This window comes from Vibrio sp. Evd11 (genome assembly GCF_900382755.1).
Classification (GTDB): domain Bacteria; phylum Pseudomonadota; class Gammaproteobacteria; order Enterobacterales; family Vibrionaceae; genus Vibrio; species Vibrio lentus.
Genome location: NZ_OSDX01000056.1, coordinates 1 through 26,634, shown reverse-complemented (window position 1 = coordinate 26,634; position 26,634 = coordinate 1). Strand labels below are relative to the sequence as shown.

26 protein-coding genes and 1 pseudogene are annotated in these 26,634 nt (G+C 45.0%); 12 read left to right on the top strand and 15 right to left on the bottom strand.

What is annotated here, in order from left to right; all coding sequences use genetic code 11:
• The first annotated feature begins 201 nt into the window (after positions 1–201).
• From ED652_RS18775 to ED652_RS18765, 3 genes are all read left to right on the top strand, one after another.
• Positions 202–561 (top strand): hypothetical protein, encoded by a 360-nt coding sequence (locus ED652_RS18775; RefSeq protein WP_065103868.1) that lies wholly within the window; start codon positions 202–204, stop codon positions 559–561.
• Between the two features lie 92 nt (positions 562–653).
• Positions 654–1,253, top strand: coding sequence for a thiol:disulfide interchange protein DsbA/DsbL (locus ED652_RS18770; RefSeq protein WP_102310771.1), 600 nt, complete (start codon positions 654–656; stop codon positions 1,251–1,253).
• A 238-nt stretch (positions 1,254–1,491) separates the two neighbouring features.
• On the top strand, positions 1,492–1,986 hold the full coding sequence (locus tag ED652_RS18765) for a peptidylprolyl isomerase (protein WP_102541492.1): 495 nt from the start codon (positions 1,492–1,494) through the stop codon (positions 1,984–1,986).
• Positions 1,987–2,117: 131 nt separating this feature from the next.
• Here the strand turns inward: ED652_RS18765 and ED652_RS18760 are convergent, their stop codons facing one another.
• The gene (locus tag ED652_RS18760; protein WP_122055778.1) at positions 2,118–2,540 is read right to left on the bottom strand and encodes a cytochrome c; all 423 of its coding nucleotides are present in this window, start codon (positions 2,538–2,540) and stop codon (positions 2,118–2,120) included.
• Between the two features lie 152 nt (positions 2,541–2,692).
• On the opposite strand from ED652_RS18760, the gene ED652_RS18755 reads away from it, so the two are divergent.
• Both ED652_RS18755 and ED652_RS18750 read left to right on the top strand, forming a co-directional pair.
• Positions 2,693–3,337 carry a cytochrome b/b6 domain-containing protein gene (locus ED652_RS18755; protein WP_122055777.1) on the top strand — a complete coding sequence of 215 codons (645 nt, stop codon included), beginning with the start codon at positions 2,693–2,695 and terminating at the stop codon, positions 3,335–3,337.
• Positions 3,338–3,354: 17 nt separating this feature from the next.
• Positions 3,355–3,783 carry a MarR family winged helix-turn-helix transcriptional regulator gene (locus ED652_RS18750; protein ID WP_017109971.1) on the top strand — a complete coding sequence of 143 codons (429 nt, stop codon included), beginning with the start codon at positions 3,355–3,357 and terminating at the stop codon, positions 3,781–3,783.
• 94 nt (positions 3,784–3,877) lie between these two features.
• On the opposite strand, the gene ED652_RS18745 is transcribed toward ED652_RS18750, so the two are convergent.
• From ED652_RS18745 to ED652_RS18730, 4 genes are all read right to left on the bottom strand, one after another.
• On the bottom strand, positions 3,878–4,744 hold the full coding sequence (locus tag ED652_RS18745; RefSeq protein WP_122055776.1) for a DMT family transporter: 867 nt from the start codon (positions 4,742–4,744) through the stop codon (positions 3,878–3,880).
• Between the two features lie 110 nt (positions 4,745–4,854).
• Complete coding sequence (locus ED652_RS18740; protein ID WP_122055775.1) at positions 4,855–5,952, bottom strand: alkene reductase; 1,098 nt, start codon at positions 5,950–5,952, stop codon at positions 4,855–4,857.
• A 14-nt stretch (positions 5,953–5,966) separates the two neighbouring features.
• Complete coding sequence (gene gloA, locus ED652_RS18735) at positions 5,967–6,344, bottom strand: lactoylglutathione lyase (protein WP_017084654.1); 378 nt, start codon at positions 6,342–6,344, stop codon at positions 5,967–5,969.
• A gap of 217 nt (positions 6,345–6,561) precedes the next feature.
• Positions 6,562–7,497: a LysR family transcriptional regulator gene (locus tag ED652_RS18730; RefSeq protein WP_122055774.1), complete on the bottom strand. Its 936-nt coding sequence runs from the start codon at positions 7,495–7,497 to the stop codon at positions 6,562–6,564.
• A 1,028-nt stretch (positions 7,498–8,525) separates the two neighbouring features.
• Between ED652_RS18730 and ED652_RS18725 the strand changes: the two genes are divergently transcribed.
• From ED652_RS18725 to ED652_RS18710, 4 genes are all read left to right on the top strand, one after another.
• Positions 8,526–9,152: a magnesium transporter gene (locus tag ED652_RS18725; RefSeq protein WP_122055773.1), complete on the top strand. Its 627-nt coding sequence runs from the start codon at positions 8,526–8,528 to the stop codon at positions 9,150–9,152.
• A complete protein-coding gene (locus ED652_RS18720) occupies positions 9,152–10,141 on the top strand; it encodes an efflux RND transporter periplasmic adaptor subunit (RefSeq protein WP_122055772.1) in 990 nt (329 codons plus the stop codon). Before ED652_RS18725 ends, ED652_RS18720 begins: the two co-directional genes overlap by 1 nt.
• A 286-nt stretch (positions 10,142–10,427) precedes the next feature.
• Positions 10,428–12,404, top strand: coding sequence for an alkyl sulfatase dimerization domain-containing protein (locus tag ED652_RS18715; RefSeq protein WP_122055771.1), 1,977 nt, complete (start codon positions 10,428–10,430; stop codon positions 12,402–12,404).
• A 168-nt stretch (positions 12,405–12,572) separates the two neighbouring features.
• Positions 12,573–13,064: a hypothetical protein gene (locus ED652_RS18710; RefSeq protein ID WP_122055770.1), complete on the top strand. Its 492-nt coding sequence runs from the start codon at positions 12,573–12,575 to the stop codon at positions 13,062–13,064.
• Positions 13,065–13,170: 106 nt separating this feature from the next.
• Here the strand turns inward: ED652_RS18710 and cyoE are convergent, their stop codons facing one another.
• The 7 genes from cyoE to ED652_RS18670 all read right to left on the bottom strand — a co-directional run bounded on the left by cyoE (position 13,171) and on the right by ED652_RS18670 (position 22,905).
• The gene (gene cyoE, locus ED652_RS18705; RefSeq protein WP_102384196.1) at positions 13,171–14,043 is read right to left on the bottom strand and encodes a heme o synthase; all 873 of its coding nucleotides are present in this window, start codon (positions 14,041–14,043) and stop codon (positions 13,171–13,173) included.
• Positions 14,044–14,051: 8 nt separating this feature from the next.
• Positions 14,052–14,363 (bottom strand): cytochrome o ubiquinol oxidase subunit IV, encoded by a 312-nt coding sequence (cyoD, locus tag ED652_RS18700; protein ID WP_010439794.1) that lies wholly within the window; start codon positions 14,361–14,363, stop codon positions 14,052–14,054.
• Complete coding sequence (gene cyoC, locus ED652_RS18695) at positions 14,363–14,998, bottom strand: cytochrome o ubiquinol oxidase subunit III (protein ID WP_076671315.1); 636 nt, start codon at positions 14,996–14,998, stop codon at positions 14,363–14,365. Before cyoC ends, cyoD begins: the two co-directional genes overlap by 1 nt.
• Positions 14,970–17,045, bottom strand: a complete 2,076-nt coding sequence (cyoB, locus tag ED652_RS18690) for a cytochrome o ubiquinol oxidase subunit I (protein ID WP_050612784.1) — start codon at positions 17,043–17,045, stop codon at positions 14,970–14,972. The genes cyoC and cyoB overlap by 29 nt, the downstream gene beginning before the upstream one ends.
• Positions 17,046–17,050: 5 nt before the next feature.
• Positions 17,051–17,947 carry a ubiquinol oxidase subunit II gene (cyoA, locus tag ED652_RS18685; protein ID WP_099166339.1) on the bottom strand — a complete coding sequence of 299 codons (897 nt, stop codon included), beginning with the start codon at positions 17,945–17,947 and terminating at the stop codon, positions 17,051–17,053.
• Between the two features lie 735 nt (positions 17,948–18,682).
• Complete coding sequence (locus ED652_RS18675) at positions 18,683–21,781, bottom strand: efflux RND transporter permease subunit (RefSeq protein ID WP_122055769.1); 3,099 nt, start codon at positions 21,779–21,781, stop codon at positions 18,683–18,685.
• A gap of 8 nt (positions 21,782–21,789) precedes the next feature.
• Complete coding sequence (locus ED652_RS18670; RefSeq protein ID WP_122055768.1) at positions 21,790–22,905, bottom strand: efflux RND transporter periplasmic adaptor subunit; 1,116 nt, start codon at positions 22,903–22,905, stop codon at positions 21,790–21,792.
• Between the two features lie 200 nt (positions 22,906–23,105).
• Here ED652_RS18670 and ED652_RS18665 point away from each other — a divergent pair, with 200 nt between their 5' ends.
• Positions 23,106–23,720 (top strand): TetR/AcrR family transcriptional regulator, encoded by a 615-nt coding sequence (locus tag ED652_RS18665; RefSeq protein ID WP_099166335.1) that lies wholly within the window; start codon positions 23,106–23,108, stop codon positions 23,718–23,720.
• A gap of 22 nt (positions 23,721–23,742) precedes the next feature.
• Here ED652_RS18665 and ED652_RS18660 read toward each other — a convergent pair whose 3' ends face one another.
• Complete coding sequence (locus ED652_RS18660) at positions 23,743–24,654, bottom strand: LysR family transcriptional regulator (protein ID WP_122055767.1); 912 nt, start codon at positions 24,652–24,654, stop codon at positions 23,743–23,745.
• A 156-nt stretch (positions 24,655–24,810) separates the two neighbouring features.
• On the opposite strand from ED652_RS18660, the gene ED652_RS18655 reads away from it, so the two are divergent.
• Together ED652_RS18655 and ED652_RS18650 are read left to right on the top strand one after the other, a co-directional pair.
• Positions 24,811–25,116 carry a monooxygenase gene (locus ED652_RS18655; RefSeq protein WP_060982885.1) on the top strand — a complete coding sequence of 102 codons (306 nt, stop codon included), beginning with the start codon at positions 24,811–24,813 and terminating at the stop codon, positions 25,114–25,116.
• 76 nt (positions 25,117–25,192) lie between these two features.
• A complete protein-coding gene (locus ED652_RS18650; RefSeq protein WP_122055766.1) occupies positions 25,193–25,567 on the top strand; it encodes a hypothetical protein in 375 nt (124 codons plus the stop codon).
• A 93-nt stretch (positions 25,568–25,660) separates the two neighbouring features.
• Here ED652_RS18650 and ED652_RS18645 read toward each other — a convergent pair whose 3' ends face one another.
• Together ED652_RS18645 and ED652_RS18640 are read right to left on the bottom strand one after the other, a co-directional pair.
• Positions 25,661–26,179 (bottom strand): lipocalin family protein, encoded by a 519-nt coding sequence (locus ED652_RS18645; protein WP_122055765.1) that lies wholly within the window; start codon positions 26,177–26,179, stop codon positions 25,661–25,663.
• Between the two features lie 150 nt (positions 26,180–26,329).
• Positions 26,330–26,578: pseudogene (locus ED652_RS18640) on the bottom strand (helix-turn-helix transcriptional regulator); the annotation flags it as partial.
• Between the last annotated feature and the right edge of the window lie 56 nt (positions 26,579–26,634).

Sequence of the window (26,634 nt, the reverse complement as noted above, 5' to 3'; positions counted from 1 at the left end):
TAGCTAAAGCTGACCGACTAAAGTCGGTGGTTTTAACCTTTTAGGAGACTAATAAAAGTTGAGCTCTGCTAAGTTTTGTTGGGTTTAATTAGAGATGCACAAACGAGTGATGTATCATGCGCTCGTTTCATGCTTTCTTGTTTAGCGGTTGCAGAATGTGATTCATACCAACCTTAGTTCGGACACAAAGACCAATATTTCATGCCAAAGTTGATAAGCAAAATTTGGGTACATGCTTTTATGCTATTCGCTATGTTAGTGGCCACCATCAGTGTGGACAGTATCGCGAACGCCAATGCTATGCAGGTGACTCAAAATCTATCAACCTTATCGCAGAACACCGATTCCTCATTCGACACCAGTGACTCATTCCCATATTCCAGCGCGCAACCCAATGTAGAACACCACTGCTGTGGCTCTGTATGCTTACTTAAAATGCCACCGTTGATTGTGTCAGAGTCTTTTGATACCCAAATTGGTTCATTGGCTTTGATCGAGAAAGAGCCTTCACACAAGGCGATCATGTCGCCACAAGCTCCTTACCGACCTCCTATTTCTTAATTGTTTGTCCCTGTTTGGCAACGCTTGCCAACGTATTACTAATACAGCTCTATCGCTGTAAACAATGACATCCAAATTTAGGAAATAAACACATGAAAAAGCTATTTAGCCTATTCGCAGCTCTGATCATGAGCGCTTCAATTAATGCCGCTCAGTTTGAAGAAGGTACTCACTACAAGATCCTCGACGTAGCGAAAGCAGATAAGCCTGTCGTTACCGAGTTCTTCTCGTTTTACTGCCCTCATTGCTACAAGTTTGAAGGCGTCATCGAGTATCTAAAGAAAGACCTACCGAAATCAGCAAGCTTTCAAAAAGTGCACGTAGCGTTTATGGGCAACGACATGGCTGTGCCTATGGCAAAAGCTTACGCGACCATGATTGCACTCGACACTGAAGACAATATGGTTCCGGCAATGTTCTCCAAAATTCACGAGAAACAACAGACCCCAAGAAACGAAGCGGAACTGCGCCAGATCTTCATTGATAACGGTGTAGATGCGAAGAAATTTGATGCGGCCTACAACGGTTTCGCAGTTAACTCAATGCAGAAACGTTTTGATAAGCAGTTTGATGCGAGCACACTAACTGGCGTTCCGGGCGTATTAGTTAACAACAAATACATCGTAAAACCGGATCAAATCAAGAGCTACGAAGAGTACAACCAGCTGGTGAATTACCTTCTAACGCTTTAATCAAAAGCAATAATCTTTAAAACCTCAAAAGCCAGCGACCTGTTCGCTGGCTTTCTTGTCTATACGAGTGAAGTGAACGCGCGATGGCACGCTCGAAGATCATTCAGCTCGCCCTTGAATACACATCAAAATCACTGTTCACTGGCATCCGCCGTTATTTCTCATATACTGCACCCTATTACGTCATCCACTACTCTGTAGTACTCAAAATATTAGTACTCGAACATTGGGCACCTTTATGATTATTCTGACCACTAACTTTGGCGACATCGAAATTGAACTTAACCTTGAGAAAGCGCCAGTAAGTTCAAAAAACTTCCTTAAATACTGCCAAGAAGGCTTCTATGAAGGCACCACGTTTCACCGTGTGATTGAAGGTTTCATGATTCAAGGTGGTGGACACACTATCGACATGACAGAGAAGCCAACACACGCACCTATCGTCAATGAAGCAAATCGTGGACTAAAGAACGTGATTGGCTCAGTGGCAATGGCTCGTACAGACGCACCACACTCAGCAACGGCGCAGTTCTTTATCAACCTTGACGACAATGATTTCCTTGATCATACCGCGACCAGCAACGCAGGTTGGGGTTACGCAGTGTTTGGCAAAGTATCGGCAGGCATGGACGTGGTCAACAAGATTGCGCTTGCACCAACCACTACTCGCTGGGGACACGAAGATGTGCCTTGCGAAGATATCGTGATTACTAAAGTCACTGTTCGTGACTAATTCACTCACGTACTCTGCTTGTCCTTAGTGCTATCAACGCGATTACACCAAGTAAATAAGATAAACACGAGAAGCCTTGGTGGTAAGGATTGAACTTTACCACCTACATTCAACGTCAGTTCTTAGAACCGTTACCAACGCGAACGATAAGTACGATGACACGCTCGGCATGTGTTATTGGCCGCATCTAAACCACGTTCAGCCTTGCTAAGGTCCTGCTCAATACTCGCTTGTTGTAACTCCGTAAAACCTTGGTTCATCTGTAGCATCAGTTGGTTGAATTTCTCAGGCTTACTCCACACCGCTTCTTTTGCCTTACCGCCCGTGTCACTCTCAGCAAAACTGTTACTCAGTACGATTCCGTGCTCAACCAAACTCCCACTTAACTCCTCAACCTTCTTCCAATCTGTATTTCGGTTCCCTAATTCTGAAGACACTTGTTTATTGAGCTTTTCAATTGAGCTAAAAGCCTGCTGGCGATTGTTCACAGCTTCCGTTGCGGCAATAGCCATTACCGGCACAGTGATAAGTAAAGCGATAGTCAGTTTTTTCATAGTGTCATTCCTGTTTATTTGGTCGGTTGATTTGTTGAGTTTTCAATCGTAATCGACGAGATGCATTTAATTTACACAACAACAGTTGCTATAGCAACTGTTGTTGTGTAAATTAATATCACTTTGTAAAACGACAAGCAGGAAATTGAACGATGAAAATCTGGGATCTACCGACTCGACTCTATCACTGGCTGCAAGCAGCTCTGTTTATTGGCCTTGCTGTATCTGGTTTTAGTGGCAATGGCCCACACATTTATTTAGGGCTAGCACTGTTTAGTTTGATTCTGTGGCGCTTGGTCTGGGGAATGATTGGAAGTGATACCAGTCGTTTTTCTCAATTCATTAGCTCCCCGAAGTCAGCTTGGCATTACTTGCGCGGCAAAACTCAACCCAAGCCAGGACACAATCCGTTAGGTGCGTGGATGGTGATAGGAATGATCACGACTCTGTTTGTCCAATGTATAACAGGGCTTGTTATTGCTGGTTTCTTTGACAACTTGTCCTACTCTGATGTGATCATCACCGACACTGTATTTGATATCTTGGGTACGGCTCATGCTATCGCGGCACGTATGTTGGTCGCATTTGTCGTTTTGCATTTGTTGGCGATCCTTGTGTACAAACTACGCTCAAAGCCCTTGGTTTTAGCTATGTTCACCGGCAAACAAAACCATTCAGCGTCAACGGATTATTTCAGAAATGGCAGTCAATTGGCTTTTTCATCAAATAGAAAAGCGTTGTTGGTGCTAATTGCATCGGTATTAGTTACGATGACAATAGTTGTAATGTCATCGTAAGAATTAGGTACTGACGGATGTCTCAAGAATTTGATAGGCAAAATAGCTTTGGGTGGATGATCAATGTGGTCGCCAACAAAGCAAGCAAAGATTTTGATGTAGAACTCAAACAACACGGTTTGAGCCTTGCCCTTTGGCCAACCTTGATGTGCTTGTGGGAAGAAGAAGGCATTACGCAGCGCGATATCGCAGCGAAGTCCAAAGTCGAGAATTCGACAACGACACGAACATTAGACAAGTTGGAAAAGCTTGAACTGGTTGAACGCAGAGCCGATCCAAACAGTCGTCGTTCTTTCAGAATCTACTTAACGGAAAAAGGGAAAGCACTCGAAGAACAACTCGTTCCAATCCCTATTCGTTTAAACAAAGAGCTAATGAACGAGTTGGACGCTGAAGAACAACAGCAGATGATCAAGCTACTTCAAAAGATGGTCGCAGCGATCTGATCTTACTGTGACCGGATCTTATTGCTAGTGCATGCTTAATGAGTTCTGAACAATCACTAACCAACAAGCAATACTCGGCCTTGCGCCGAGTGTTTTATTTTCGTCTCGACCATTTGATATAACAAAATAGCGAACCAATAATCACCGCTCCGCCTAGCAGCTTTTGCATCTCAACCGTTTCACCCAACACGCTGACACTCAATAACAATGTCCACACTGGCTCAAGAATCATGATCAATGCCGCCACTTCCATGTTCACAGAATGCTGCCCTACCGTTTGCAGCAAGTAACGAATAGAAGTCGCGATAACAGCAGACACGATAAACCAGAAGATGAGCGTTTTGGTGATTTCAAATTCAGGCTGAGCGGTCATAGACGCAAACGCCATCCCACTGATACCCACCACAAAAAGCTGTACGCAGATCGAGGCAATCGGCTTGATGTTGGTGATAACACGCTTGTTCATCACAAAGTGAACGGACAACAACATCGAAGCTAACAAGAAGTAAACCTGACTCTGTTCAACATTCCAACCATTGCCCAAAGTTAGCAGTAGCATGCCGATAATCGCGATAGGAAAAGACATCCAAAACGCACGATTAGGCTTAACTCGAAACAAAATCCAAGACACAAACGGCGCGATGATCATGGCCAAGCTCATGATGAATGCCCCTTCCGACAAGCTTTCAGTCACCGAAACCGCAAACACCCATACTTGCAGTGAGGCAGATAACAATAACCCCACCCCGCAAAGAGACAGAATCTGCTTGAGAGAGAGCTTGCGAATGTGATGAATACAGAATGGCAGTAGAATCAGGCTTGCCACTAAAAACCGCACACCAATGAACACCGGTCCCGGCATTTCTAATACCACTAGCTTAGATGCAATCCATCCAACACCAGCAAACAGGGTGGCAAATAGAAGGTAAAGCTCTCCGCGCATCGCTTTCACGTTCATCATTTAACTTGGTCCAATAACAAAAAAAGCAACCCGACTCTACAAGGTTGCTTTTTATAAACATTCAACAGGATCAAGATACTATCTCAATACTCTGCTTCAGGCAGCTGTTTTTAGCCTGCGTATTCTGGGTAATCAATTAAACCCTTTTCCGCACCACCAAACAATGTGTTTGGATCGTGCGCCGCAAGTGGGTAACCATTTTGAATACGAGCTGGTAAATCTGGGTTAGCAACGAATGGACGTCCAAAGCCAACCATATCAGTTACGCCTTCAGCAACGGCTTTTTCGCCACGCTCGCTATCGTATTTACCCGCATAAATAAGGACACCATCGTAAGCTTCACGAACTGCCGCTTTAAATGCTTTTGGCGTTTCAGGCGCATCGTCCCAATCAACTTCTGCAATGTGCAGGTAAACAATTTTGTATAGGTTAAGTAGTGCTGCCGCTGCTGTGTAAGTTTCAACAGGCGTTGCGTCAACCGTGCCATTTAGCGAAGTAAACGGAGCAAGACGAACACCAACACGGTCAGCACCAATCGCTTCAACCATAGCTTCAACTACTTCACCCAAGAAACGCAGGCGGTTTTCAATTGAACCACCATATTCGTCAGTGCGGTTGTTTGCTTCAGAATCGATGAATTGGTTGATTAAGTAACCATTCGCTGCGTGAAGTTCGATACCATCAAAGCCCGCTTCAACCGCATTCAAAGCCGCTTGGCGGTACTGTTCAACCACTTCTTTGATGTCCTCTTTGGTCATCTCACGAGGTTCAACCACATCAACAAAGCCCGGTTCATCAGTGCCGTTATCAATGAATACTTTTACATTCTCTGCTTTAAGTGCAGAAGACGAGATTGGTTGTTCACCACCAATGTTGTCTGGGTGTGTTACACGGCCTACATGCCAAAGTTGAGCGAAGATAACGCCCTCTTTCTCATGCACTGCATCCGTTACTTTTTTCCAACCCGCGATCTGCTCATCAGAATAGATACCCGGAGTCCAAGCATAACCTTGACCCATAGGTGAAATTTGTGTGCCTTCAGCAATGATCAAACCAGCCGAAGCGCGTTGAGCGTAGTAAGCCGACATCATGTCGTTTGCTGAATTACCAGGTTGCGTCGCACGTGAGCGCGTCATCGGAGGCATAACAATACGGTTTTTAAGCTCAATGTTACCAAGTTGAATTGGTTGAAATAGTGCGTTTGTCATAATGATTTCCTCGATTAACCTAGTTGAATCAATTCGATTTGGTAGCCGTCTGGGTCAGTGATAAATGCGATGTGCGTTGAGCCACCTTTTACTGGCCCCGCTTCACGAGTCACATTGCCACCTAGCGATTTGATCTTGTCGCATGCTGCGTAAATATCTTCTACACCCAATGCCAGATGACCAAACGCGCTGCCCATCTCATACTCATTAGTATCCCAGTTGTACGTTAGCTCGATAGTCGTGCCGCCTTGTTCGTAGCCAACAAAAACTAATGTGTAGCGGTAGTCTTTGTTTTCATGGCGTTCAAGTTCCTTCATTCCCAATACCTTGGTGTAGAACTCGATAGACTTGTCTAAATCAGTAACTCGGATCATAGTGTGTAGGAATTTCATATTTCACCCTTATTAGCACCACAAGCATGGCGCCGTTATTATTTTGAGTGGAGGTTATCCACTAATCTCTGAGTGAAATAATACGATTCAGCGAGGAATTAATGAAATTATCAAAAATTCTCAATATGATAATTTTTTGTTATGAACTTTAAGACTAGCACGAACTCAATGACACAAAAAAGGGAAGCCAATGCTTCCCCTCGAGTTAGACCCTCAATTAAAACCGCAAACGCCTATCTTTAAGCGCCTTCGACATTGAGTCTGATGTACTGATGACTTGTTCTCTGAACCATTTATGAGCGGGGTCGCTGTTCCGCTTCTTCAACCAAATCAGGTAATGAGACATCGGCTGATACTCAAAGGGTGGTTTGAACAGCTGTAAACTTAACTTTTCTTGGAACTGCACGGCCATAGATAAAGGCACCACAGTGATGTAATCGGATTGGCTACACAGCAAGATATTACTGAACAGCGAACGCCCATGAAATACGATTTTACGTTGGGACAGATCCAAAGAAGTGTAGTGATTCAAACTGCGAACTTTGCGTCGTGTTCTGTCTAATACGGCATGCTTTTCACTTAGGAATTGAGCTTCGCTGATTTCACCTTGGATTCGCGGGTGATCAGCTCGACACACGATCACAAACTCGCCCTCATAAAGTGTTTCACTGACGATACTTGGGTGTTCAGGCACCACAATATCGATCATCGCATCGAACTCTTGAGTCAAAAGATCTTCGTAAATGCGCTCATCACTGTCTGGTTGATCAAAGACTTCTAATGACAAGTTTTGATTAGGAAGCGCCGCAAAACTATTGAGCAGCACCCACTGTAAATGCTCAGGCGCAGAAATCACAAACTTACGTTCAGAGGATTGCTCATCAAAACTGGTCATCGACTGAAACACGCCATTGAGTTCATTGATCGGCGCTTTAATTTGTTCATACAAGCTTTGGGCATAAGACGTAGGCGCAACCCCTCTTCCTTTGCGAACAAAAAGCTCTTGGCCAATCTCTTTTTTTAGGCGGGCTAATGCGGTACTGATGGTCGATTGGTTGGTACTGAGTTGATCCGCAGCTTTACTTAAACTGCCCTGCTCCATCACCGCAGAAAACACGGCAAGTAGATTGAAGTTTGGGATGTCATTACTCATATATCATTACTCTCAAGGCTGCCAAAAGCACTATGCTATCGTAAAAACGATAGCATAAAATAAGAATCTCAAATTTAAAGTTATAAATTGAGACACTAATATCCCGTGATACACCACTCTTTTAAATGAGAAACCTCGCCAATTGGTAATGTTCTAATGACAATGATAAAACTGACTATTGTCTCGCTTGTCATGACACTGTGTTCAGAGTGATTGAGGTATACTTCTAAATAATTATAGCTACAATATTTTTAATTCAGCGCTCAAAGAAGATGTTCTTGTTAATAGCTACAATCATATACTGAGCGTATCATTAATGTATTTCTTAAGGTTTTATGAATACTTTATGACAAATGGATTTTATTGTCGTCCGTATATAATTCATCATTCATTCGTATTACTCTTTTTATTGTAAAATGCGTGTAAAAAGATAAATTCTATCAACTCTCTTATTGATGCTTTTATTAGTCATTTCATTGATCCAAACCAATTTAATGGCCGATGTTTTAAAGCCGAATTTGAGCGCTAGCAAATAATTCAACCTACCGATTTAGAGTGATAGTGACTCATCGTAATTACGATATTATCAAATCGTAATTCTGGGTGGATACTGGTCAAAACTCTTCCTATTATCCTGCCAACAAATCAATTCTTAGTCCAAACAGAATGCTGACAAATGTTTTACAACACTATGTCAATTGCCATGGAAGATCCCCTCGACAGAAGAGGTTTACACGTAAAGAAGACAGTAGCTAAAAGAACGAGCCTAATATTTCATTCTGTATGACATAGTCATCCAACCTGCATTTCTGGCTAGTAATAAGAATTGGTTTATAGAGAAGCATATTCGCTTCTTGATACCGAGAATCGGTTGTCTGGACTGTGCAATATCACTTTAAATATCATCTGTTACTTTTGTTTATTATGAGCACTAATCTACCCACATAATAGACATCTACTTTTTAAGATGTCATTAAAGGTTACTTCTAGGCTGCAAATTCTCTCTTCTTATTGATGTAGGTTGAGATATGAACTTTATAAAAATCATTTTCCAGAAAATCTGGGCCGTTGTGATGGTCTTGATTAAATTCTGCCTGTTTATGGCGGTAATGTTTGCTGGTGCATGGGCTCTTGCACCGTTAGGCACAATCCATTCTAAAGACATCGACATGTCTCAATTCAACAATCATCCCAATGAAATGATGATGAACTTCTTCCAGATGGAGTACTTCTCTGGTTACTTGTTCTCAGTGACCATTGCTGTGGTATTAGCCGGTATTTACGGCATGTGGCAATTGCATGAACTGGGAGTGCATAAAGCAAAAGAGCACAAAAGCGCTCACGTACAGATCGTGTTTGCACTGTCACTTTGTGGACTGTTCATCAGCAAAACATTCTGGGTTATCGCCTTGGTTATCGCATTGGCGAACTGGAAACATATTGGTCAATCACTGAGTGATGTGATTCGCCGTGGAGTTCAGCCTAAACAAGATGCGACTAATGCAGCGACAGCCGCTGTCCACGTATCACCTGAACAATCGGTAGCAGAGCCGTCTCAAACACAAGAGTCTCCAGTAGAACAATCTTCAAAAGAACAGTCTTCAGAAGAAAAGGCTCCAACAAAACCATCCCCTACAGAAAAAGAGGTCGCATAATGAAAGAGATGATGATTCCATACATCCTAATTGTATGGTCACTGTTTGCGACAGGTGCACTGAAGAAGAACTTCAAAAACTACACGTGGGCTGCCATTGGCGGCGTAACAATCCTTGCGGTATTAGCGGTTATCTCTCGCTTATGGGCACCGGTTGATTTAACCAACTCAACCACAGTGAAAGCACCACACGCGGTAATGTCACCTATCTTTGGTCAGCAGATCGACAAAGTGCTTGTTGAGCACAACCAAATGGTTAAAGAAGGCGACGTAATTTACACACTCGTCGACATCGATTCTGCCGCAGACAAAGCAAAGATCGAATCTTCAATTGTTCAGAAAGAAGAAGAGATCAAGCAAATGATTCGCGACTTAGAGCGCGCTGAAACTTCACCTGAAATCTTCAATATGCGTGACGTAGAAAAGTACGACTCAGACCTTCGAGTGCTACACGCTCAACTTGTATCGTTAAAAGCCGATCTACAAAAAGTAAATTGGGCGCAAGAGAAGAAAACCATTAGAGCTGAATTTGATGGTCAGGTATCGATAGTGAATATTGCTGAAGGTTCTGTCATGGGTAACATGCACCTCTACAACACCAGCAAAAAATTCCTTGAGATGCGTATTTCAGACCAAACTTACGGCTATGTTCAAGTAGGAGACTTCGCAGAGTTCTTCGTTGATGCCTACCCAGGGCATGTGTTCAGAGCAAAAGTACACAGCTTTAATGCAGGTACGGGTGAGTCGAGTATTTCTCCACTTCAGGGGCCACAAAGCGTCGGTCAACACGTGGTAAGAAACGGTAACGGTTTAGGTCGTACCATCGTACTTGAGATCATCGAACCAGAAGGTTTCAATATCCCAATTGGTTCAGCTGGCGCAGCTTGGATTTCTGCTGAGAAGCCACATCCGTTCTGGGGCTTTATTGATGTAATCGGTGCGGCAACGGTTCGCCTACAATCTTACAAGTCTTACTTAGGCGCTTGGTAAGTACTTAGGTGCTCAGTAAGTACTCAGGTTCTCAGTAAACACTTATATAACAGCCATTAATTCCAAATTAAATGCCCTGAATGTCAGGGCATTTTTGTATCTGTCACAAGCTCATCTGGCTAATTGATTTAGATTAATTAAAATCGCCAATACAATCATTAGCAAAATAAAACATCGTAAAAAAGATAGGTTGAAATACTATTAGCGCGTAGATAGCGCCCCCCTCTCCTGTCTATTATTTGGCTCAAGAAATCCAATTCCTGTATCCAAATATAAGGTCACTATCATGACTAACACATTCAAAAAAATGGCACTTCCAGTTGCAATCGCGAGTGCACTATTTGCTTCTGGCTTTGCATCAGCAACGCCTGTTGTAGAAGCAACATCAACGGTAGGCCAAGAGCTTCAAACCGCAAATGCAGCTCAATACCAAAACATCGATCTTGATGCGCGCTACAAAAGCGAGGTTCTATTCGAACACGAATCAAACATGTTCTGGGGCAAAGGCGAACGTATCCAAGTGCTTTCAAAAACGGGCGATTCACTGGCTTTCACAGAAGAGTCTGACCATGTTCACCCAACCCTCACCAAGCATGGCCGTAAAATGGACCAAGCGATCATCAAAGTTGATGACAATGTTTACCTTGGTTACGGCTTCGGTCTAGACACACCAGTCATGATCGAAGGTGACGATGGCATCATCATCGTTGATCCAGGCGAATCAGTACAAATGGCCGAATCGGTAAAAAACCAATTCCGCGCCATCACAGACAAACCAGTAAAAGCGATCATCTACTCGCACAACCACATTGACCACATTTCTGGTGTTCGTGCATGGGCAACAGATGAGCAAGTGGCTTCTGGTGAAGTGAAAATCATTGCTCAAGAAGATCTGACTCAAGCTGTCGCTAACTGGTCTTCAAACCTAGGTACACTGTTCGGTCACCGCACTTCTTACACAGGTGCAAAACACGTTGAAGAAGGCGAACACGGCACAGTAAACGATGGCCTTGGCCCTCGCTTCATGCAAGGTGATATCTCGTTCATTGAGCCTAATATGCTCGTTGAAAAAAATGGCACATTAGACATCACAATCTCTGGTGTTCACATGCAGATCGTAAACGTGCCATCAGAAACTAAAGATGAAATCGTGGTTTACCTTCCAGAACAAAAAATCCTGCACGCAGCAGAGGTTCTGCAAGGCGAAAACTTCCCGAACCTACACACGATTCGTGGTACGAAATTCCGTGACCCAAGCATGTGGTTCAAGGGCATCGACGTTATGCGTCAATTCGATACAGAAATCATGATCAACTCGCATGGTCGTCCTGTTGAAGGCAAAGAAGCGGTAGCGGATGTACTAACGGCTTACCGTGATGCAATCCAATACACACACGACCAAACGATTCGTCACATGAACAAGGGTCTAACACCTGACGAGCTAGTTGAAGTAGTTAAACTTCCTAAGCACCTTGCTGACCACCCTTGGTTAGGTGAGCACTACGGTACTGTTGCACACGCTGTTCGCCAAATTTACGTAGGCTACAACGGTTTCTTCGAAGCCGATCCGTGGCAGCTAGAGCCAATGGCTTACGAGCAACGTGCTAAAGCGTTCGTAGAAATCATGGGCGGTCGTGACAACATCATCGACACAGCGAAAGCCGCGATCAAAGCAGAAAACTACACATTCGCCGCAGAGATTCTTTCTTACCCAATCACGGTAAACAAAGACGACATGGAAGCTCGCGCACTGAAAGCACAAGCTTACAAAGCATGGTCTGCAGACCAAGTGAACATCAACTGGCGTAACTGGGCATTAAATGCCGCTGCTGAGCTAGAAGGTACTCGCGATTTCTCTAACATGATCAGCTTTGCTTCTGTAGACGTTCTAACAGCCCTACCAAGTAAGCAGATCTTCGACATGATGACGTCGACTCTAATTGCAGAAAGCACGTTAGATGTAAACATGGCGCTAACGTACAACTTCTCTGATACGAATGAGTCATTCACTATCGAAGTTCGTAACGGTATTGCACAGCTTCATGAAACAGCCGTAGAAGGCGCAGATGTTCAAATCAACACTTCTCGTCAAGTGCTGAACCAAATCCTGATGGCGGGCCCTAATGCTCAGCAAGTGATTGGTAAGAACATGCAGTCTGGTGAATTCAAGTTCTCGAATGGCGATATCAAGGGCTTCGGTCTCTTCATGAGCTACTTCGACAAACCTCTTTCTCCTGAAGAACTGATGCTTATCGTTCGTTAATTGGATATACACCAATTAAAGGCATGCTAAGGATGGCGAGCCGATAACTTAGGGACCCATTGTGGTCCCTTTATCGTTTATTTATTGGTACAGTTCGCAGCCCTCACTCAACGATCTAGGTCTATTGTTGAAGTAAGGAAACTGCCCGACTTCGTTTAAGGTCCACACATGCTAAAACGTTTTGTTCTATTGCTTTCACTCAGTTCTTCTCTGGTATTCGCTTGCGGCTTACACCAAGAAACCGGGTTTAGTTTGGTGACCGAACCGGGCTCACTCGAAGTGTTTGGCAACATCATTCATGCTCGACAAGATGACGAGTTCGGAAACCTAGATAAACCGGATCATTTCAAACTGTTTGCGATAAAATCAGCCCTCGCAAAGGCACATCCGAGCAAGATTGAGTTCAACTTATTTGAAGCAATTAAAGGCCACTACAGCCAAATCAGCATTGAAAAAGGCGTGAACGTTTCAGGAAGAGACACTTTGCCGACAGACAACGATTTATTGCTTATTACAGAGCTCGATGTGTTCGATGCATTGGCGAACGGAACGATCTCTTGGGATCAAGCGACGCTGAATGGATTAGTGGTAATCAATGGCCCTCAAGACAAACGAGAGCAACTTGAAGATTGGTTTAGTGATATTTTCGAGGGGCTGTAGTTCTCAGCTGAACGGCAATATAGATGACAAGATAAACAGACAATCAGATAAAAGGTCGTTGAACCCTCGGATTTAAAAACAGTGAGGGTTCAACGACAAAACTAAATCAAAAAAGCGTAGGCAACGGAATCAGTTCCAGTCCAAGTACGCCGCTGATGCTCATCACCACCAGCAGAGAGACCTTGAAGACTGTCTTTGACCATTGAATGTAGTTAAGACAATCAACCTTACGGAACGTCACTTTGGTCCACATAAAGCAAACGGCTGCCGACACGGCTAGGTATTCATAACCCGCCTCTCCGAGTAAAAATAACCCCAGAGCAACCGCACCAAACGCCACCACATAAGCTTTCATGTGCTGATGTGCTTTATCAACGCCCTCTTTCACCGGTAAAACAGGAATGCCTGCATCGCGGTAATCTTGAATGCGGAACATCGCAATCGCATACGAGTGTGGCATTTGCCATAAGCAGAACATGATGAACAGCAAAACCGCTTCTAAGCTCAAGTAATTCGTCACACCAAGGTAACCAACTAATGGCGGAACTGCGCCAGAGATACTGCCAACTAAGGTGCCGTAAACCGAATTACGCTTGTACCACATGGTGTAGAAAAAGACGTAAAACACATAGCCAAGCAACACCACAACCGCAGACATCGGATTAACAAATTGAAACAGCAACGCTGTGCCTGCCAACAACATAACTAACGCATAGATAAATGCGACGTCTGTGTTGATATTGCCCTGAACCAATTCACGGTTCTGGGTACGTTTCATTTTCTGGTCGATATCTCGATCAAAGATGTTGTTCACCACGCAACCTGATGCAATCACAAGCCCTACACCCGCTAAAGTCGTCAGTAACAACATCGCACTGGCTGGTTCTGTTTTTGCGGCGAGAAAGAACCCCGCCGCAACAGAAATCAGGTTGCCGAAAATGATGCCCGGTTTGGTAATAGACAAATATTTTTTCAGCATACCTTGGCCTACAACTTCATGTTGACGTTCATGTTGTAGATGATCCATACCGAGCCAGCGATAAGAATCAATACAACAATGGCAGTAAACATCAGTGACACTAAGTTCCAACGCCCATCGGAAGATTTCGCTTCCATATGCAAGAAGTACTTAAAGTGCACAAAGATTTGCACCAGCGCACAACCGAACAAGATCACGTAAGTTTCCGTGCTTGGTAGCGCATGTGACCACACAATGTAGAACGGAATAATGGTCAGAATCAGTGACGCAATAAAGCCTTTCACGTAATCCGTTGCACCGCTGTCTAGATGCTGTTCCATTACATCACCCCCATTAAGTACACGATGGTAAATACGCAAATCCAAACGATATCAAGGAAATGCCAGAACAGGCTTAAGCACTGGAAACGCATCGACATGTTGTCGTTCAAGCCTTTGGTTGAAAGCTGGTGATACGCCACCGCCATCCAAATCAGACCAAACGTTACGTGCAAACCGTGTGTGCCGACCAAGGTAAAGAACGCAGAAAGGAATGCGCTTTCTTGAGGGCCATAGCCTTCTGCAATCAAGTGATGAAACTCATACACTTCCATACAGATAAAGGCTAAACCCAATACGAAAGTGACTTTTATCCATCGCTTCAGTCCGGTAACGTCTTTGCGCTTCATCGCAATCATGCCAAAGCCAAAGGTGATACTACTGAACAACAGCATCATGGTTTCGACAAACACGAACGGCAGTTCAAAGATATCTTTGCCTGTCGGACCTGCGATAGATCCACTCTCAAGCACGGCATAAGTCGCGAAAAGCGTGGCAAACAGGACACAGTCACTCATCAAGTAAACCCAGAAGCCAAACAACTTATTGCCCGCAGCTTCGTGGTGATGATCATGCGAGTGTGCAAGATCATAAGTGTGTGACGGAGTATTAGCTTGCATACGTCGTCTCCAAATCATCTTTATTGTCGTTGTTATCACTGTCAGCGCTGTTACCACGACCAGAGTTGTCGCCTTTCACTGACTGTTTCTTTGCTTCTTCAAGCTGTGCACGTCGAGCCGCTTCAATCGCTTTGATCTCTTCAACTTCCACGTAGTAGTCCACATCGTCGTTGTAGCTGTGTTGAATACACGTCACCACGATGCCCACTAAGCTTGCAGCCGCTAGCCACCAGATGTACCAGATCATTGCGAAGCCAAATGCCAACGCCCATGCAGAAACATAGATACCTGTCGGTGTGTTCTTCGGCATGTGAATACGTTCGTATTCTTCTTCCTGAGTTGGGTCAAACTCACCACTTTGCTTTTGATACCAGAACGAATCGATCTCATCGCCCTTAGGCAGTTTTGCAAAGTTGTAGAACGGCGGTGGTGAAGACGTTGCCCATTCGAATGTACGTCCACCCCATGGGTCACCGGTTAGATCTCGGTTTTGGTCGCGGTCACGAACACTCACGTAAATCTGAACGAACTGACACACCACACCCATCGCAATTACGCCTGTACCTGCAGCCGCAACCGCCAATAGAGGGAAGAATTCAGGGTTGATATCTTGGCTCAAACGACGCGTCATGCCCATAAAGCCCAGAGCGTAAAGCGGCAAGAACGCCATCAAGAAACCGATGATCCAGCAGTAGAATGCGCGTTTGCCCCAAAGCTCGTTCAGAGTGAAACCAGTCGCTTTCGGGAACCAGTAACCAATCGCAGCAAAACAACCGAAGACAACACCACCGATGATTACGTTGTGGAAGTGAGCAATCAGGAATACTGAGTTATGCAGAATGAAATCTGCGCCCGGTACTGCCATCAATACGCCCGTCATACCACCAACGGTAAAGGTGATTAGGAAGCCCACTGTCCACATCATTGGCGTGGTAAAACGGATGCGTCCTTTGTACATGGTGAACAGCCAGTTGAAGATCTTAACCCCGGTTGGGATAGAGATAATCATGGTCGCGATGCCGAAGAAGGCATTCACGTTAGCGCCAGAACCCATGGTGAAGAAGTGATGCAACCAAACCACAAACGCTAAAATAGTGATAGCCACCGTTGCCCATACCAGCGAGGTATAACCGAACAGTTTTTTGCGTGAGAAGGTTGCTGTAACTTCAGAGAACACACCGAAGATAGGCAAGATTAGGATGTACACCTCAGGGTGCCCCCATGCCCAAATCAGGTTCACATACATCATCACGTTGCCACCAAGGTCATTGGTGAAGAAGTGCGTACCGATGTATCTATCCAAAGTCAGTAACGCGATGGTGACCGTTAGGATTGGGAAGGAGATGATGATCAGGATGTTGGCACACAGAGACGCCCACGTGAATACTGGCATCTTCATCATTGGCATAGACGGAGTACGCATGCGCAAAATAGTCGCGAAGAAGTTCACACCCGTTAACGTGGTACCCACACCGGATATTTGCAGCGCCCATATCCAATAATCGACCCCGACTCCCGGACTTGCCTCAATGCCAGAAAGCGGCGGATACGCCAACCAGCCCGTACGGCCAAATTCACCTAAGCCCAGTGACATGTTGGTTAGGATGATACCCACTACAAACAGCCAGAAGCTCAAGTTATTCAGATAAGGGAACGCAACATCACGAGCACCAATTTGCAGCGGCACAATGATGTTCATCAGGCCGATAACCAAAGGCATCGCGACGAAGAAAATCATGATCACGCCGTGAGCCGTGAAGATCTGGTCATAGTGATGTGGCGGTAAATAGCCTGTCTCACCCGCTGCGGATAGCAATTGCTGACTACGCATCATAACGGCATCGGCAAAGCCACGAACTAACATCACCATCGCGACCGCAATGTACATGAAGCCCAATTTTTTGTGGTCTACAGAAGTAAACCATTCATTCCAAAGGTATTGCCACTTACCGGCTTTTGTTACCGCATACACCACTAAACCACCCACTAAAGCGATCATGGTTAACGTGAACAAAATAATGGGTTCGTGGTAGGGAATTGAGTCTAGAGTTAATCTTCCAAACATGACGATTATCCTTGGGTTTCCGGCAAACAGTTCATTGAACCAGGGTGCTGGGTCACGACATCAGTGAATAAAAATGGTGGGATACTGGAGAACAGAGTCACAGGTTCAGCCACACTCGGCGCAGCCAAAGAACGGAATTGCTCCCAATCTTCAATACGGTCTGGGCTAGCTTTCACTTTTTCCACCCAGTTTAGAAACGCCACTTGATCAGGCATGGCTGATGCGGTGAATTTCATTTGAGAGAACCCTTTACCACTGTAGTTCGATGCAAAACCTTTGAAGTCACCTTCGTGGTTCGCGATCAAATTCAGCTTGGTCACCATTCCCGGCATCGCGTAGATCTGCGAGCCAAGACGCGGGATAAAGAACGCGTTCATGATGTTGTCTGAAGTTAGCTTAAACGTCACCGGTACATCTTTCGGGAACGCAACATAGTTAACCGTCGCAATGTTTTGCTCCGGATAGATGAACAGCCACTTCCAGTCCAGAGAGACCACTTCGATCACCATAGGCTTAACGTCACTCTCCAGAGGCTTGGAAGGCTCTAGTTCGTGTGTTGTTCGCCAAGTGATGGTGGCCAGAATCGCAATAATGATGATTGGAATCGTCCATACCACTATTTCAATCTTGGTTGAGTGCGCCCAGTCAGGTGCATACTCTTCTGTGGTGTTGCTTTCACGGTATCTATAAGCAAAGTAGATGGTCATCAGGATCACGGGGATGACGACAATCAGCATCAGCAACAGAGCAGTAATAATCAGCTCCTTTTCCTGAACGCCAACGCTACCTTTTGGGTCGAGCAATGCGGAGTTACATCCTTCGAGCATCAAGGCGGTTCCCACCAAACCAATCCTCGACAGATTTGCTCTCGATAAAATGCGTTTATATCTTGAAGCTTCCATTAACTTTCTCGATGGTTATCCAGCCTCAGAACGAACGCCCGAGTACTGGTTGTCATGGTCATTAGAATATTTATGTGTTGAGCATGTGAAACGACGCATCTCAAAGCGAAACGGAATTAGCCACTATCTTGAACAGTCGACAGTTGAACTGCCAAGTTAAAACGACAGTGCTGCGTAGCCGAAACATTGCCGCACGGTTAAAACCACACAAAAAATATGACTTAATTGTTACACTTTGAAATACATTGTTACATTTGGCGCATTATGAGGAGTTGAAATTGAAAGCTCACCAAACAAACTTGGAAACTAACCTTCCAGTTATGAAAGTAAGATGTAGGAAATTGATGCAATTCAGACGCACAACATGAACGTGCCACACGAGTCGAGCCATGTGCGGAAAAGGATTAAAGCGAAACGGGAGAGAGAAAAGTAAACACGCAGTAGAAACAATAATGATTGATTACATTAGAAAGAGCGAATTAAGCAAAGTGTGATGACTGTCAAATTTATGAATTCACATAAGATTTTAAAGGTATTTAGAAAAGACATCACTTCAGACAGCAACCCATCAGGTATTCAAATAACACCCTGCTTTTTATGATAATCATGTCAGTTATACGCAGCAGAAAACGGACAGAAATGGGGATAAAAAGCCGATTTCATGAGTATTTTGATGGGTTTTAAGTGGGTGTTACTCCCCTCAATAGAGAGGAGTAAGGGTCACCAAAGAAGAGATTATGCTGTTGGTTCGACGACGGTTTTGCGCTGATTTTTAGTCATCAAATGATAAACCACAGGCACAAAGTAGAACGAGATAAGGGTGGTTAATACTGTACCGCCGACAATCGCGACCGCAAATGGAGGCCAGAAACCGCCACCAGCAATAATCAACGGCATAAAGCCACCAACGGTTGTAATCGTGGTCGAGCTGATATGGCGAGTACACGACATCACTGCCTCAACGACCGCATCCACATTGCCTGATGAGGCTTGCTTATCGAGTTTCAATTCCGTCAGAATCACGATGGCAGCGTTAATCGCTAAGCCCGCAATCCCGAGCATGGCGATGATCACCGTAAAGCCAAACGGATAACCGAAGATCCATACCGACAACAGCCCTAGCCCACCTGCCAATCCTGCGACCATGAAGATGATGCTACTCATTCGGAACGAGTTGAACGACATCACCACCACCAACACCATCAATACCACCACAACGGCGACATTCGAGATCAGGCTATTGACTGAATTGTCTCGTTCAGCGGATTCGCCACCAAAGCCAATCGTGTAGCCCGATGGCATCTCATAGTCTGCTAGGCGTTTTTGGAATTCATTAAGTACGGTTTGAGGTAAGACACCCGCTTCAATGTAACCCTCGATGGTATTCACACGCTGCCCGTTACGACGAGTAATCGCACCACGACTGGTCGTCAATTCAAGCTCAGCCAGAGTCGACACATTGATGCCAGTTGAGTACACCTCAGAGCTTATCGGCAAGCGAATATTACTTAAGTGCGCTAAGTTTTCACGCGCGTCATCCGCAACACGAACACGAATTGGCACCGATTCACTGCCCTCAATTACCGAACCACTTTCGCGACCTGTCAGCGTGGTTTGCAGCATGCCAGCAAACTGGTTCAATGAAATACCGTTAAGTTTCGCGGTGTCTTCATCGACCTTCAACCACACCTTAGGTGTACCCGGTTGCAGTGTTTCCCTTGTGTGAGTCACATGAGGAACTCCTGCCAGAATCAAGCGCACATCCTCACCAATCGCTTTCAGCGTATCGAGGTTTTCACCATACACACGCAGTTCTACTGGCGCGGTAAATGGAGGCCCTTGGTTAAGCTTTCTCACCAAGATCTGCGCCTGTGGTACTTCTTTATCTAGCACCTTTTGAAGTTCAGGAATTAGCGCATTGGCTTGATCAAAATTTTCTGTTTTCACCATTGCTTGCGAGAAGTACGGCGCGTTATTTTGCCTTGCTTGTAGGTTGTAATAGAACGATGGGAAGTTTGCGCCCACCAGCCAATCGATGCGTTCTACTTCAGGATAACGATGAATGATATCGTCGATTTTTTCAGAGTTATTCTTGGTCGCATAAATGCTTGCTTGCGGCGGCATGTACACCTGAATCTCAAACATGTCTCGATCTGATGGTGGGAAGAATTGCTCAGTCAGCTGAGACATACTCCAATAACCAGTAAACGGTACCAACAACACCAGAGCAATCGTGATGATTGGATGCGTCACACCAAAGCGGACAGAAGACGAGAACCAACGCGTCAAAGCCGGAATTCTCAAACCGGTCATGTACCAATGGTGTTGCCCTTTCTTATCAACATCACTGAGCTGTTTCGGCAGTAACTTAGTCGCCAAGCCCGCAATTAGGGTATGTGAAATAATGTAAGAACCGATCAAAGAGAAAGAAACGGTAATCGCAATTCCCCCCACGAACTCACCCGATGCGCCAGGCATCAAAATAATCGGTGCAAAGGCTAAGACAGTGGTGAGTGTCGAGCCCAGTAACGGAACCCACAAGTGCTTCAATGCATTCATGGTCGCTTCAGCGCGCTGCTGCCCTTTCAGGCGATAAGCTTGAATGGTATCAACCATTACCACCGCGTTATCTACCATGATCCCAAGCGCCACAATTAAGCCCGTCACCGACATCTGGTTAATCGGCACACCGGTCATTTTCATGATCGACAATGTCAGCAATGAAGTTAACGGCAGAGAAATCGCCACTAAGATCGCGGCGCGCACACCCAAGGTGACGAACAGCACAATCAAGATCAGACCAAAACCGATCATCAGGCTTTTACCCAAATCGTCCAAGCGTGTTTCTGTATAGCCTTGCTGATTGAAAAGCACGTTGACCTGAATATTGCTCGGCAGCTCTTGCTCAAATCGACTGATGAGCGCATTGGCTCTCGACGTCCAATTATCAACTCGCAGATCAGGGTGCATTCTTGCCGCAACAATCACACCCGGCTCGCCATCAATAATGGCAATCTGGTCTTGCGGGGTTTTCTCACCACGTTTCACAGAAGCAATGTCTTCCATACGGATGATGTGACCATTGCTGTCGGTGGCTATTGGCACTTGTTTAATACGTTCAATGGAATCAAGCTCAGACTTAATCTCTAAGCCAAAGCGAGAATAAGCACTGACCAATTCTCCGGCAGAGTTTTTCGCATCCGCCCCTTCAAGCGATTCTGCGATATTGGCACTTGAACGACCAAGCGCGGCAGCATCAGCCGTGCGTAAACTGATTTGAATCTCTTCTTGCGGCATCCCGTATTCATCAACGAATTCAGTGCCCGACAAGGTTCGTAATCGCTTAGCGAGCTCTTTGGCATAACGCCCGAGTGTTAATCGGTCAGGCTCGCCAGCACCAGACCAAGTTAGAGCCGTAATCGTGGTAAAAGCATAGGTATGGTCACTGTCGAGATCGGGAGAGTGAGAGCCCGCAGGCAAAATGGATTCGATGTCAGACAGCTTGTCACGAGCTTGAGACCAAACGGGTTCAGGCTCGGTAATCACATCATTGAGTTCCAAAGTAACAATCGACACACCCGGTCTTGACGTTGAGCTGACGAGTTTAACCTCACTTAACTCACGCAGTTTGTTCTCAATAACCTCGGTGACCAAGGTTTCAACACGCTCAGCACTGGCGCCGGGGAAGCTCGTTGTGATGTTCGCGTAGCGGTTAATGATTACCGGATCTTCTGCACGCGGCAGAGTCATGAACGCAGAAATACCACTCACCATGAGCAGCGCGGTCATTAAGATAAGCAATCGAGTGTTAGAAATAGTCTCTATGATTTTCATACTATTTCCTATTCAGCAGTAACGCTGGCTGGCTTCACGGTTTGGCCGGGAACCAAACGATGTAAACCACTGGATATCACCTGCTCGCCTTCGCTGATTGCACCGCTCACGTAGGCTTGTTGGTTGTTGGCAAACAACACCTGCACGCTTCGACGTTCAACTTTGTTGTCTTCACCAATAACGAAGATATTCCACACACCACGTAAACCATCGATCAAACCCGTGAGCGGAACCCAGTAACCTTGGTCATCGATTTGCTCATCAAACTTAAGGTACGCAAGTTGCCCTTCTAAAACAGATGCTTGCTCAGGAAACAGGTAACGTAGGCCAACACTGCGAGATTTAGTATCCACCATCGCCCCCGGATTAAGCAGGCTCACAGCGAAATCGTCTCGCCCGACACGAATACTTGGCGAAGAAAGCGAAGTCACTTTTTGCATTTGATGGGCAGGAATACCAATGAACGCTTCTTTACCTTCAGAGGCCAGCAGTGTCAGAGTTGGATTACCCACATTTACAACATCACCTAAAGAGACAAAGCGTGTTGCGATGGTGCCAGAATAAGGCGCAAGCACTGTCGATTTCACCAGCTTCAATTGATTGCCTTTTACTGAGGCATCAATGCGCAGCAAGTTCGCCTGCAATACACGTTGTTCACTAGTAAGAGAATCAATCTCAGCTTCGGCACTGAAGCCCTTTGCTTTCAGTGAACGTTGACGCTTCAAGTTTGCCGCCACAAGGCTCAGTTGTGCTTTGACTTCTTCGGCTTGCGCTTTCAGTTGGCTCGATTCAGTCTGCAACAGCTGGGTGTCTAACCGGATTAAGGGTTGACCTTCGGTTACTGTGTCACCGACATCCACTAGAATCTCGTTTACTTTACCCGCCAATTCAAAACCAAGATTCGCCTGTTGCCCTGCTTTTACCACACCAACATATTCACGCTGTACCGCATAAGAGGAAGATTGCGCTAAGGCCATCGTTTCCACGGTTAAAATGGTTTGGACGCTCGAAGCCGTTTCAGTGGTTGAATCAACCGACTCTTGGGCTTGTTCCTTTTCGCCACATCCAACAAGAAAAGCCGATAGAGATAACGCCACCGCACTTCCCTTCATCAATTTATACATACTCACTGTTCCTATGCGGTACTCAATCCTATTCTTTTTTTAGACTAACCAAACCAAACTAGACTGTCTAGTTTGATTATGTTAAAAATAAGTTTCATCGTTAATGATTGATAAAACCATCACAAAAAGCATAATGCTTAGCGCAGAACGAAATGCATTGAACTGAGCAACACCAAGTACCAAGCAACGAGAAACAGCACGTGACTAAAATCATCAAGAGTGAACAGAAGAGATCGCAGATCTTAACCGCAGCAAGCCAACTTTTCTCTGATCATGGCTTCAAGATAAATATGGATCAGATAGCGAAAGCGGCGAACGTTTCTAAGCAAACGGTCTACTCCCACTTTAAAAACAAAGACGAACTTTTCGAAACCTGCATGCAAACCAAGTGTGCGGAACGCGAACTCAGCCCTTCAGCATTTGATATGAAGGCCACTTTGGAAGAAGAATTGGTGAAGTTTGGTGTGAAGTTTCAAGATTTGTTACTTGATGAGCAGTCTAGGCAGACCTTTCAAAATGCGGTGAGCCAATCCAACACACATCCAGAAATTGCTTCTATTTATTTAGAAACAGGGCCACAGAAGACCACTAAGTTACTCGCTGATTATTTGCAGTCGAAAATAGATTCGGGTGACTTAACGCTTTCAACATCAAGTTCACCAATCATTGCTGCACGACAATTGTTGCTGATGTTTCATGGTAAGTCGGCTTATTGGGCATTCTTCGGGCACGACAGCGGCGAGTCTGATAATGAAAGGCTGAATTACACGCGTGAATGTGTTGCGCTATTCTTGAACGGCAACCAACCTCGCTAGTTTGAGCCCAACTGAATGTGGGTTAGTTAGCAGGAGCAGCTGACTCTAGCAGTAATTCGTAGAACCGTTTTGCAGCAGGACCTGTCTTTGCCCCTTTTGGTAAAGTGAGATGAAGCGGGACTTGGTATCCACTGCCATTTTCCACATTCAACACCGTGAGCTTGTCACTTCCTCGACTTTCAACAATATGCTTTGGTAGTCGACAATACCCGATTCCCTGCTCTACCGCGCCAAACGCATGATCGAAATTATCGACCGTAATACGCTGACTCGACTTCAACCACCCTACATCCTTTTTGTTCCCTTGCTTTTTACTGCCTTGACTAGCTTGAGCACCTAAGTCTCGCACCACAATTTGTGGCAGCGACGACAACTGGTTTAGCGATATAGATGACACGTTAGCTAAAGAGTGCGAACTTGCGACAACGGGCTCCATCATCGTAAAACCAAAGGCTTCTGCTGAGTAATTAGTAATAGGCAAGTTGATGATAGCCACATCGGCCAGTTCTTGAGTCACCATTTCCGTCGTCTTAGACAATGATGTCTCAATAACTTGTATTGATGTGGTGTTGTTCTCCGCCAAAAATGCAGCCATCGGTTGATAAAGACGTTTAAGACAACACAAGTGATCAACCGCAACCACAATTTCAGATTCTACACCTTTCGCCAGTTGTTCACTGATCAACTCTAGCTCTCTGGCTTGTTCCAGCATGCTACTCGCTCGGCGCAACAGTGATTTCCCATCCTCCGACAATACAGCCCTACGACCTTCAACCTGCACTAAAGAAACACCCAATTGGTCTTCCAATTTTCTCAACGCATAAATCAGCGTGGTGTGGCTCTTGTTCAATTGCAGTGCCGCCGCCTGAATACTGCCTGCGCGGTCAATCTCGTAAAGGGTTTGCCATTGGTCGAGGGTGGTTTTCAATCTCATCGGTCTAAAATCCTGACAGTTAATAACTATATTATGAACTTTTCTGTCTGTTTTTTACAGGTAATATCTATTTCAACAGGCAATCAAGCCCCCTACGTTTTGCGAAATGACCATGAGTCTCAGCGCAATACCAAGTAACTGTTTGGAGAAATAACCATGAAACTATTACAAGTCGATTTTGAATTTAGCGGCCCATTTGGTGAAGAGATGTCGAACGCGCTCGTTGACCTAGCAAAATCTATTAACAACGAACCGGGTATGATCTGGAAAATCTGGACAGAAAACGAAGCCGAAAAACTGGGCGGTGGTGTCTACCTTTTTGAAGACCAGCTCAGTGCAGAGACTTACCTAGCGATGCATAGCGCTCGCCTTAAACAGATGGGCGTCGATGAAGTACGTGGTGTAATTTTCGACGTGAACCAGCCTTTAACTACCATTAACAAAGGCCCAATCAACGACTAGTTAATTCGCTGAATGAAAACAAAGCGATTGGAATGAATAAAGAATTAGCGACAGGCACGAGATAGAGAGATAACAAATGAACAATAAAACGTTTTTAAGCCTACACGGCATCATTTACGCAGGGTTTGCCTTGGCGGTGTTTTTCCTACCAACGGTGATGTGGCCTATGTACGGCGTAGAAATTAATGATAAGTACGCTTATTTTCTCTCTCAGCACACCAGTATCTTCCTCGGTGGTATTGCCGCGATAAGCTGGTTATTGCGAGATATTGAGCCCGGAGTCAGTGCCAAAAAGCTCGTGCAAGGTTTGATTGTGACCAACATGCTGGGTGCTATCATCACTCTGTATGCCGCGTTTACAGACATTTTTGTTGGTTTTGGTTGGAGTGACCCTGCGTTCTTCCTTTCACTATCAGTGCTCAGCGTGTTGCAGGTTCGTCGACAAGGCTAGTTCATACAAAACCAAACCAATAAAAAAGGAACAGATGCATTCTTCATCTGTTCCTTTTTCTCAATCAACTGTCGTTAACCTCGCACGCTCAGCCTATTTGCTGTGCTCAACGTAAATCAATTCCTCAGTATTGAAGCCACGTTCTTTAGACATCGCTTTGAACTTCTCCATCACTTCTGGTGCAACCTCTGGTGTTCTTGAAAGTAACCACAAGTAGTCGGTATCTGGGCCCGAAACAAACGCGTATTGGTAATTCTCTTTGTCCAACTCAAACACCACATAAGCTCCGTAGAAGGGGCCAAAGAACGACACTTTTAGATAACCCTGATCGCTGCCTTCGACAAAGTACGCCTTACCTTCCGCCTCGTTCCATTCGCCATCTTCAGCCGAATAGCCGCGGTTAATTACCTTAACGCCACCATCATCACGTAGGCTGTATTCGGCACTGATGTTGTCTAAGCCACGCTCAAACGAGTGGTCTAAACGAGCCACTTCGTACCATTTTCCTAAGTATCGATCCAATTCAAACTGTTGAACGGGCTTTACTGTTTCAGGCATGCCCACGCAACCACCCAATAGAACCACACTAAGCAGCAATAATATTTTTTTCATCCTAACCTCGGCTTGTTTTTATTAGTAATGCGAGTAAGCCTTGTGAAAACATAAACTTACATCCTTGGTAATACGTTAAATCCATTTTTAAAGTTCACCTAACTGTAATTTATTCAGAATCTTATGTGAATTGTTTAGTATGTGAATGAATCAATGGTGTTTCATTGCTATTCGATATTGAGTCGGAGTCACCTGCTTATACGATTTAAACTGACGATTAAAGTTGGCTTGGTTGTCGTATCCCACTTTCTCCAAAATCAGATTCACTGGCAACGAAGTATTAATCAATAAATCACACGCCACATTGAGCCTAATTTTCTTTAGCCTTTGACTAAAACTCTCGTTGTAGTGTTTTTGAAATAGGCGCCTAACGCTACTCTCACTAATGTAGAGATGCTTCATAGACTGAACCTTAAGCATTAAGTTTTGCATAAATCCCGTCTAACGTAATGTTT

What these genes read in the sequence shown, in the direction of transcription:
- cyoA (WP_099166339.1), bottom strand. Translation starts at nt 17,947, where the DNA reads ATGGAAGCTTCAAGATATAAACGCATTTTATCGAGAGCAAATCTGTCG.
- ED652_RS18675 (WP_122055769.1), bottom strand. Translation starts at nt 21,781, where the DNA reads ATGAAAATCATAGAGACTATTTCTAACACTCGATTGCTTATCTTAATG.
- cyoE (WP_102384196.1), bottom strand. Translation starts at nt 14,043, where the DNA reads ATGCTGAAAAAATATTTGTCTATTACCAAACCGGGCATCATTTTCGGC.
- ED652_RS18750 (WP_017109971.1), top strand. Translation starts at nt 3,355, where the DNA reads ATGTCTCAAGAATTTGATAGGCAAAATAGCTTTGGGTGGATGATCAAT.
- ED652_RS18650 (WP_122055766.1), top strand. Translation starts at nt 25,193, where the DNA reads ATGAACAATAAAACGTTTTTAAGCCTACACGGCATCATTTACGCAGGG.
- ED652_RS18715 (WP_122055771.1), top strand. Translation starts at nt 10,428, where the DNA reads ATGACTAACACATTCAAAAAAATGGCACTTCCAGTTGCAATCGCGAGT.
- cyoB (WP_050612784.1), bottom strand. Translation starts at nt 17,045, where the DNA reads ATGTTTGGAAGATTAACTCTAGACTCAATTCCCTACCACGAACCCATT.
- cyoC (WP_076671315.1), bottom strand. Translation starts at nt 14,998, where the DNA reads ATGATTTGGAGACGACGTATGCAAGCTAATACTCCGTCACACACTTAT.
- ED652_RS18655 (WP_060982885.1), top strand. Translation starts at nt 24,811, where the DNA reads ATGAAACTATTACAAGTCGATTTTGAATTTAGCGGCCCATTTGGTGAA.
- ED652_RS18670 (WP_122055768.1), bottom strand. Translation starts at nt 22,905, where the DNA reads ATGTATAAATTGATGAAGGGAAGTGCGGTGGCGTTATCTCTATCGGCT.
- ED652_RS18770 (WP_102310771.1), top strand. Translation starts at nt 654, where the DNA reads ATGAAAAAGCTATTTAGCCTATTCGCAGCTCTGATCATGAGCGCTTCA.
- ED652_RS18730 (WP_122055774.1), bottom strand. Translation starts at nt 7,497, where the DNA reads ATGAGTAATGACATCCCAAACTTCAATCTACTTGCCGTGTTTTCTGCG.
- ED652_RS18725 (WP_122055773.1), top strand. Translation starts at nt 8,526, where the DNA reads ATGAACTTTATAAAAATCATTTTCCAGAAAATCTGGGCCGTTGTGATG.
- ED652_RS18755 (WP_122055777.1), top strand. Translation starts at nt 2,693, where the DNA reads ATGAAAATCTGGGATCTACCGACTCGACTCTATCACTGGCTGCAAGCA.
- ED652_RS18760 (WP_122055778.1), bottom strand. Translation starts at nt 2,540, where the DNA reads ATGAAAAAACTGACTATCGCTTTACTTATCACTGTGCCGGTAATGGCT.
- ED652_RS18740 (WP_122055775.1), bottom strand. Translation starts at nt 5,952, where the DNA reads ATGACAAACGCACTATTTCAACCAATTCAACTTGGTAACATTGAGCTT.
- gloA (WP_017084654.1), bottom strand. Translation starts at nt 6,344, where the DNA reads ATGAAATTCCTACACACTATGATCCGAGTTACTGATTTAGACAAGTCT.
- ED652_RS18765 (WP_102541492.1), top strand. Translation starts at nt 1,492, where the DNA reads ATGATTATTCTGACCACTAACTTTGGCGACATCGAAATTGAACTTAAC.
- ED652_RS18645 (WP_122055765.1), bottom strand. Translation starts at nt 26,179, where the DNA reads ATGAAAAAAATATTATTGCTGCTTAGTGTGGTTCTATTGGGTGGTTGC.
- ED652_RS18775 (WP_065103868.1), top strand. Translation starts at nt 202, where the DNA reads ATGCCAAAGTTGATAAGCAAAATTTGGGTACATGCTTTTATGCTATTC.
- ED652_RS18720 (WP_122055772.1), top strand. Translation starts at nt 9,152, where the DNA reads ATGAAAGAGATGATGATTCCATACATCCTAATTGTATGGTCACTGTTT.
- cyoD (WP_010439794.1), bottom strand. Translation starts at nt 14,363, where the DNA reads ATGGAACAGCATCTAGACAGCGGTGCAACGGATTACGTGAAAGGCTTT.
- ED652_RS18710 (WP_122055770.1), top strand. Translation starts at nt 12,573, where the DNA reads ATGCTAAAACGTTTTGTTCTATTGCTTTCACTCAGTTCTTCTCTGGTA.
- ED652_RS18660 (WP_122055767.1), bottom strand. Translation starts at nt 24,654, where the DNA reads ATGAGATTGAAAACCACCCTCGACCAATGGCAAACCCTTTACGAGATT.
- ED652_RS18745 (WP_122055776.1), bottom strand. Translation starts at nt 4,744, where the DNA reads ATGATGAACGTGAAAGCGATGCGCGGAGAGCTTTACCTTCTATTTGCC.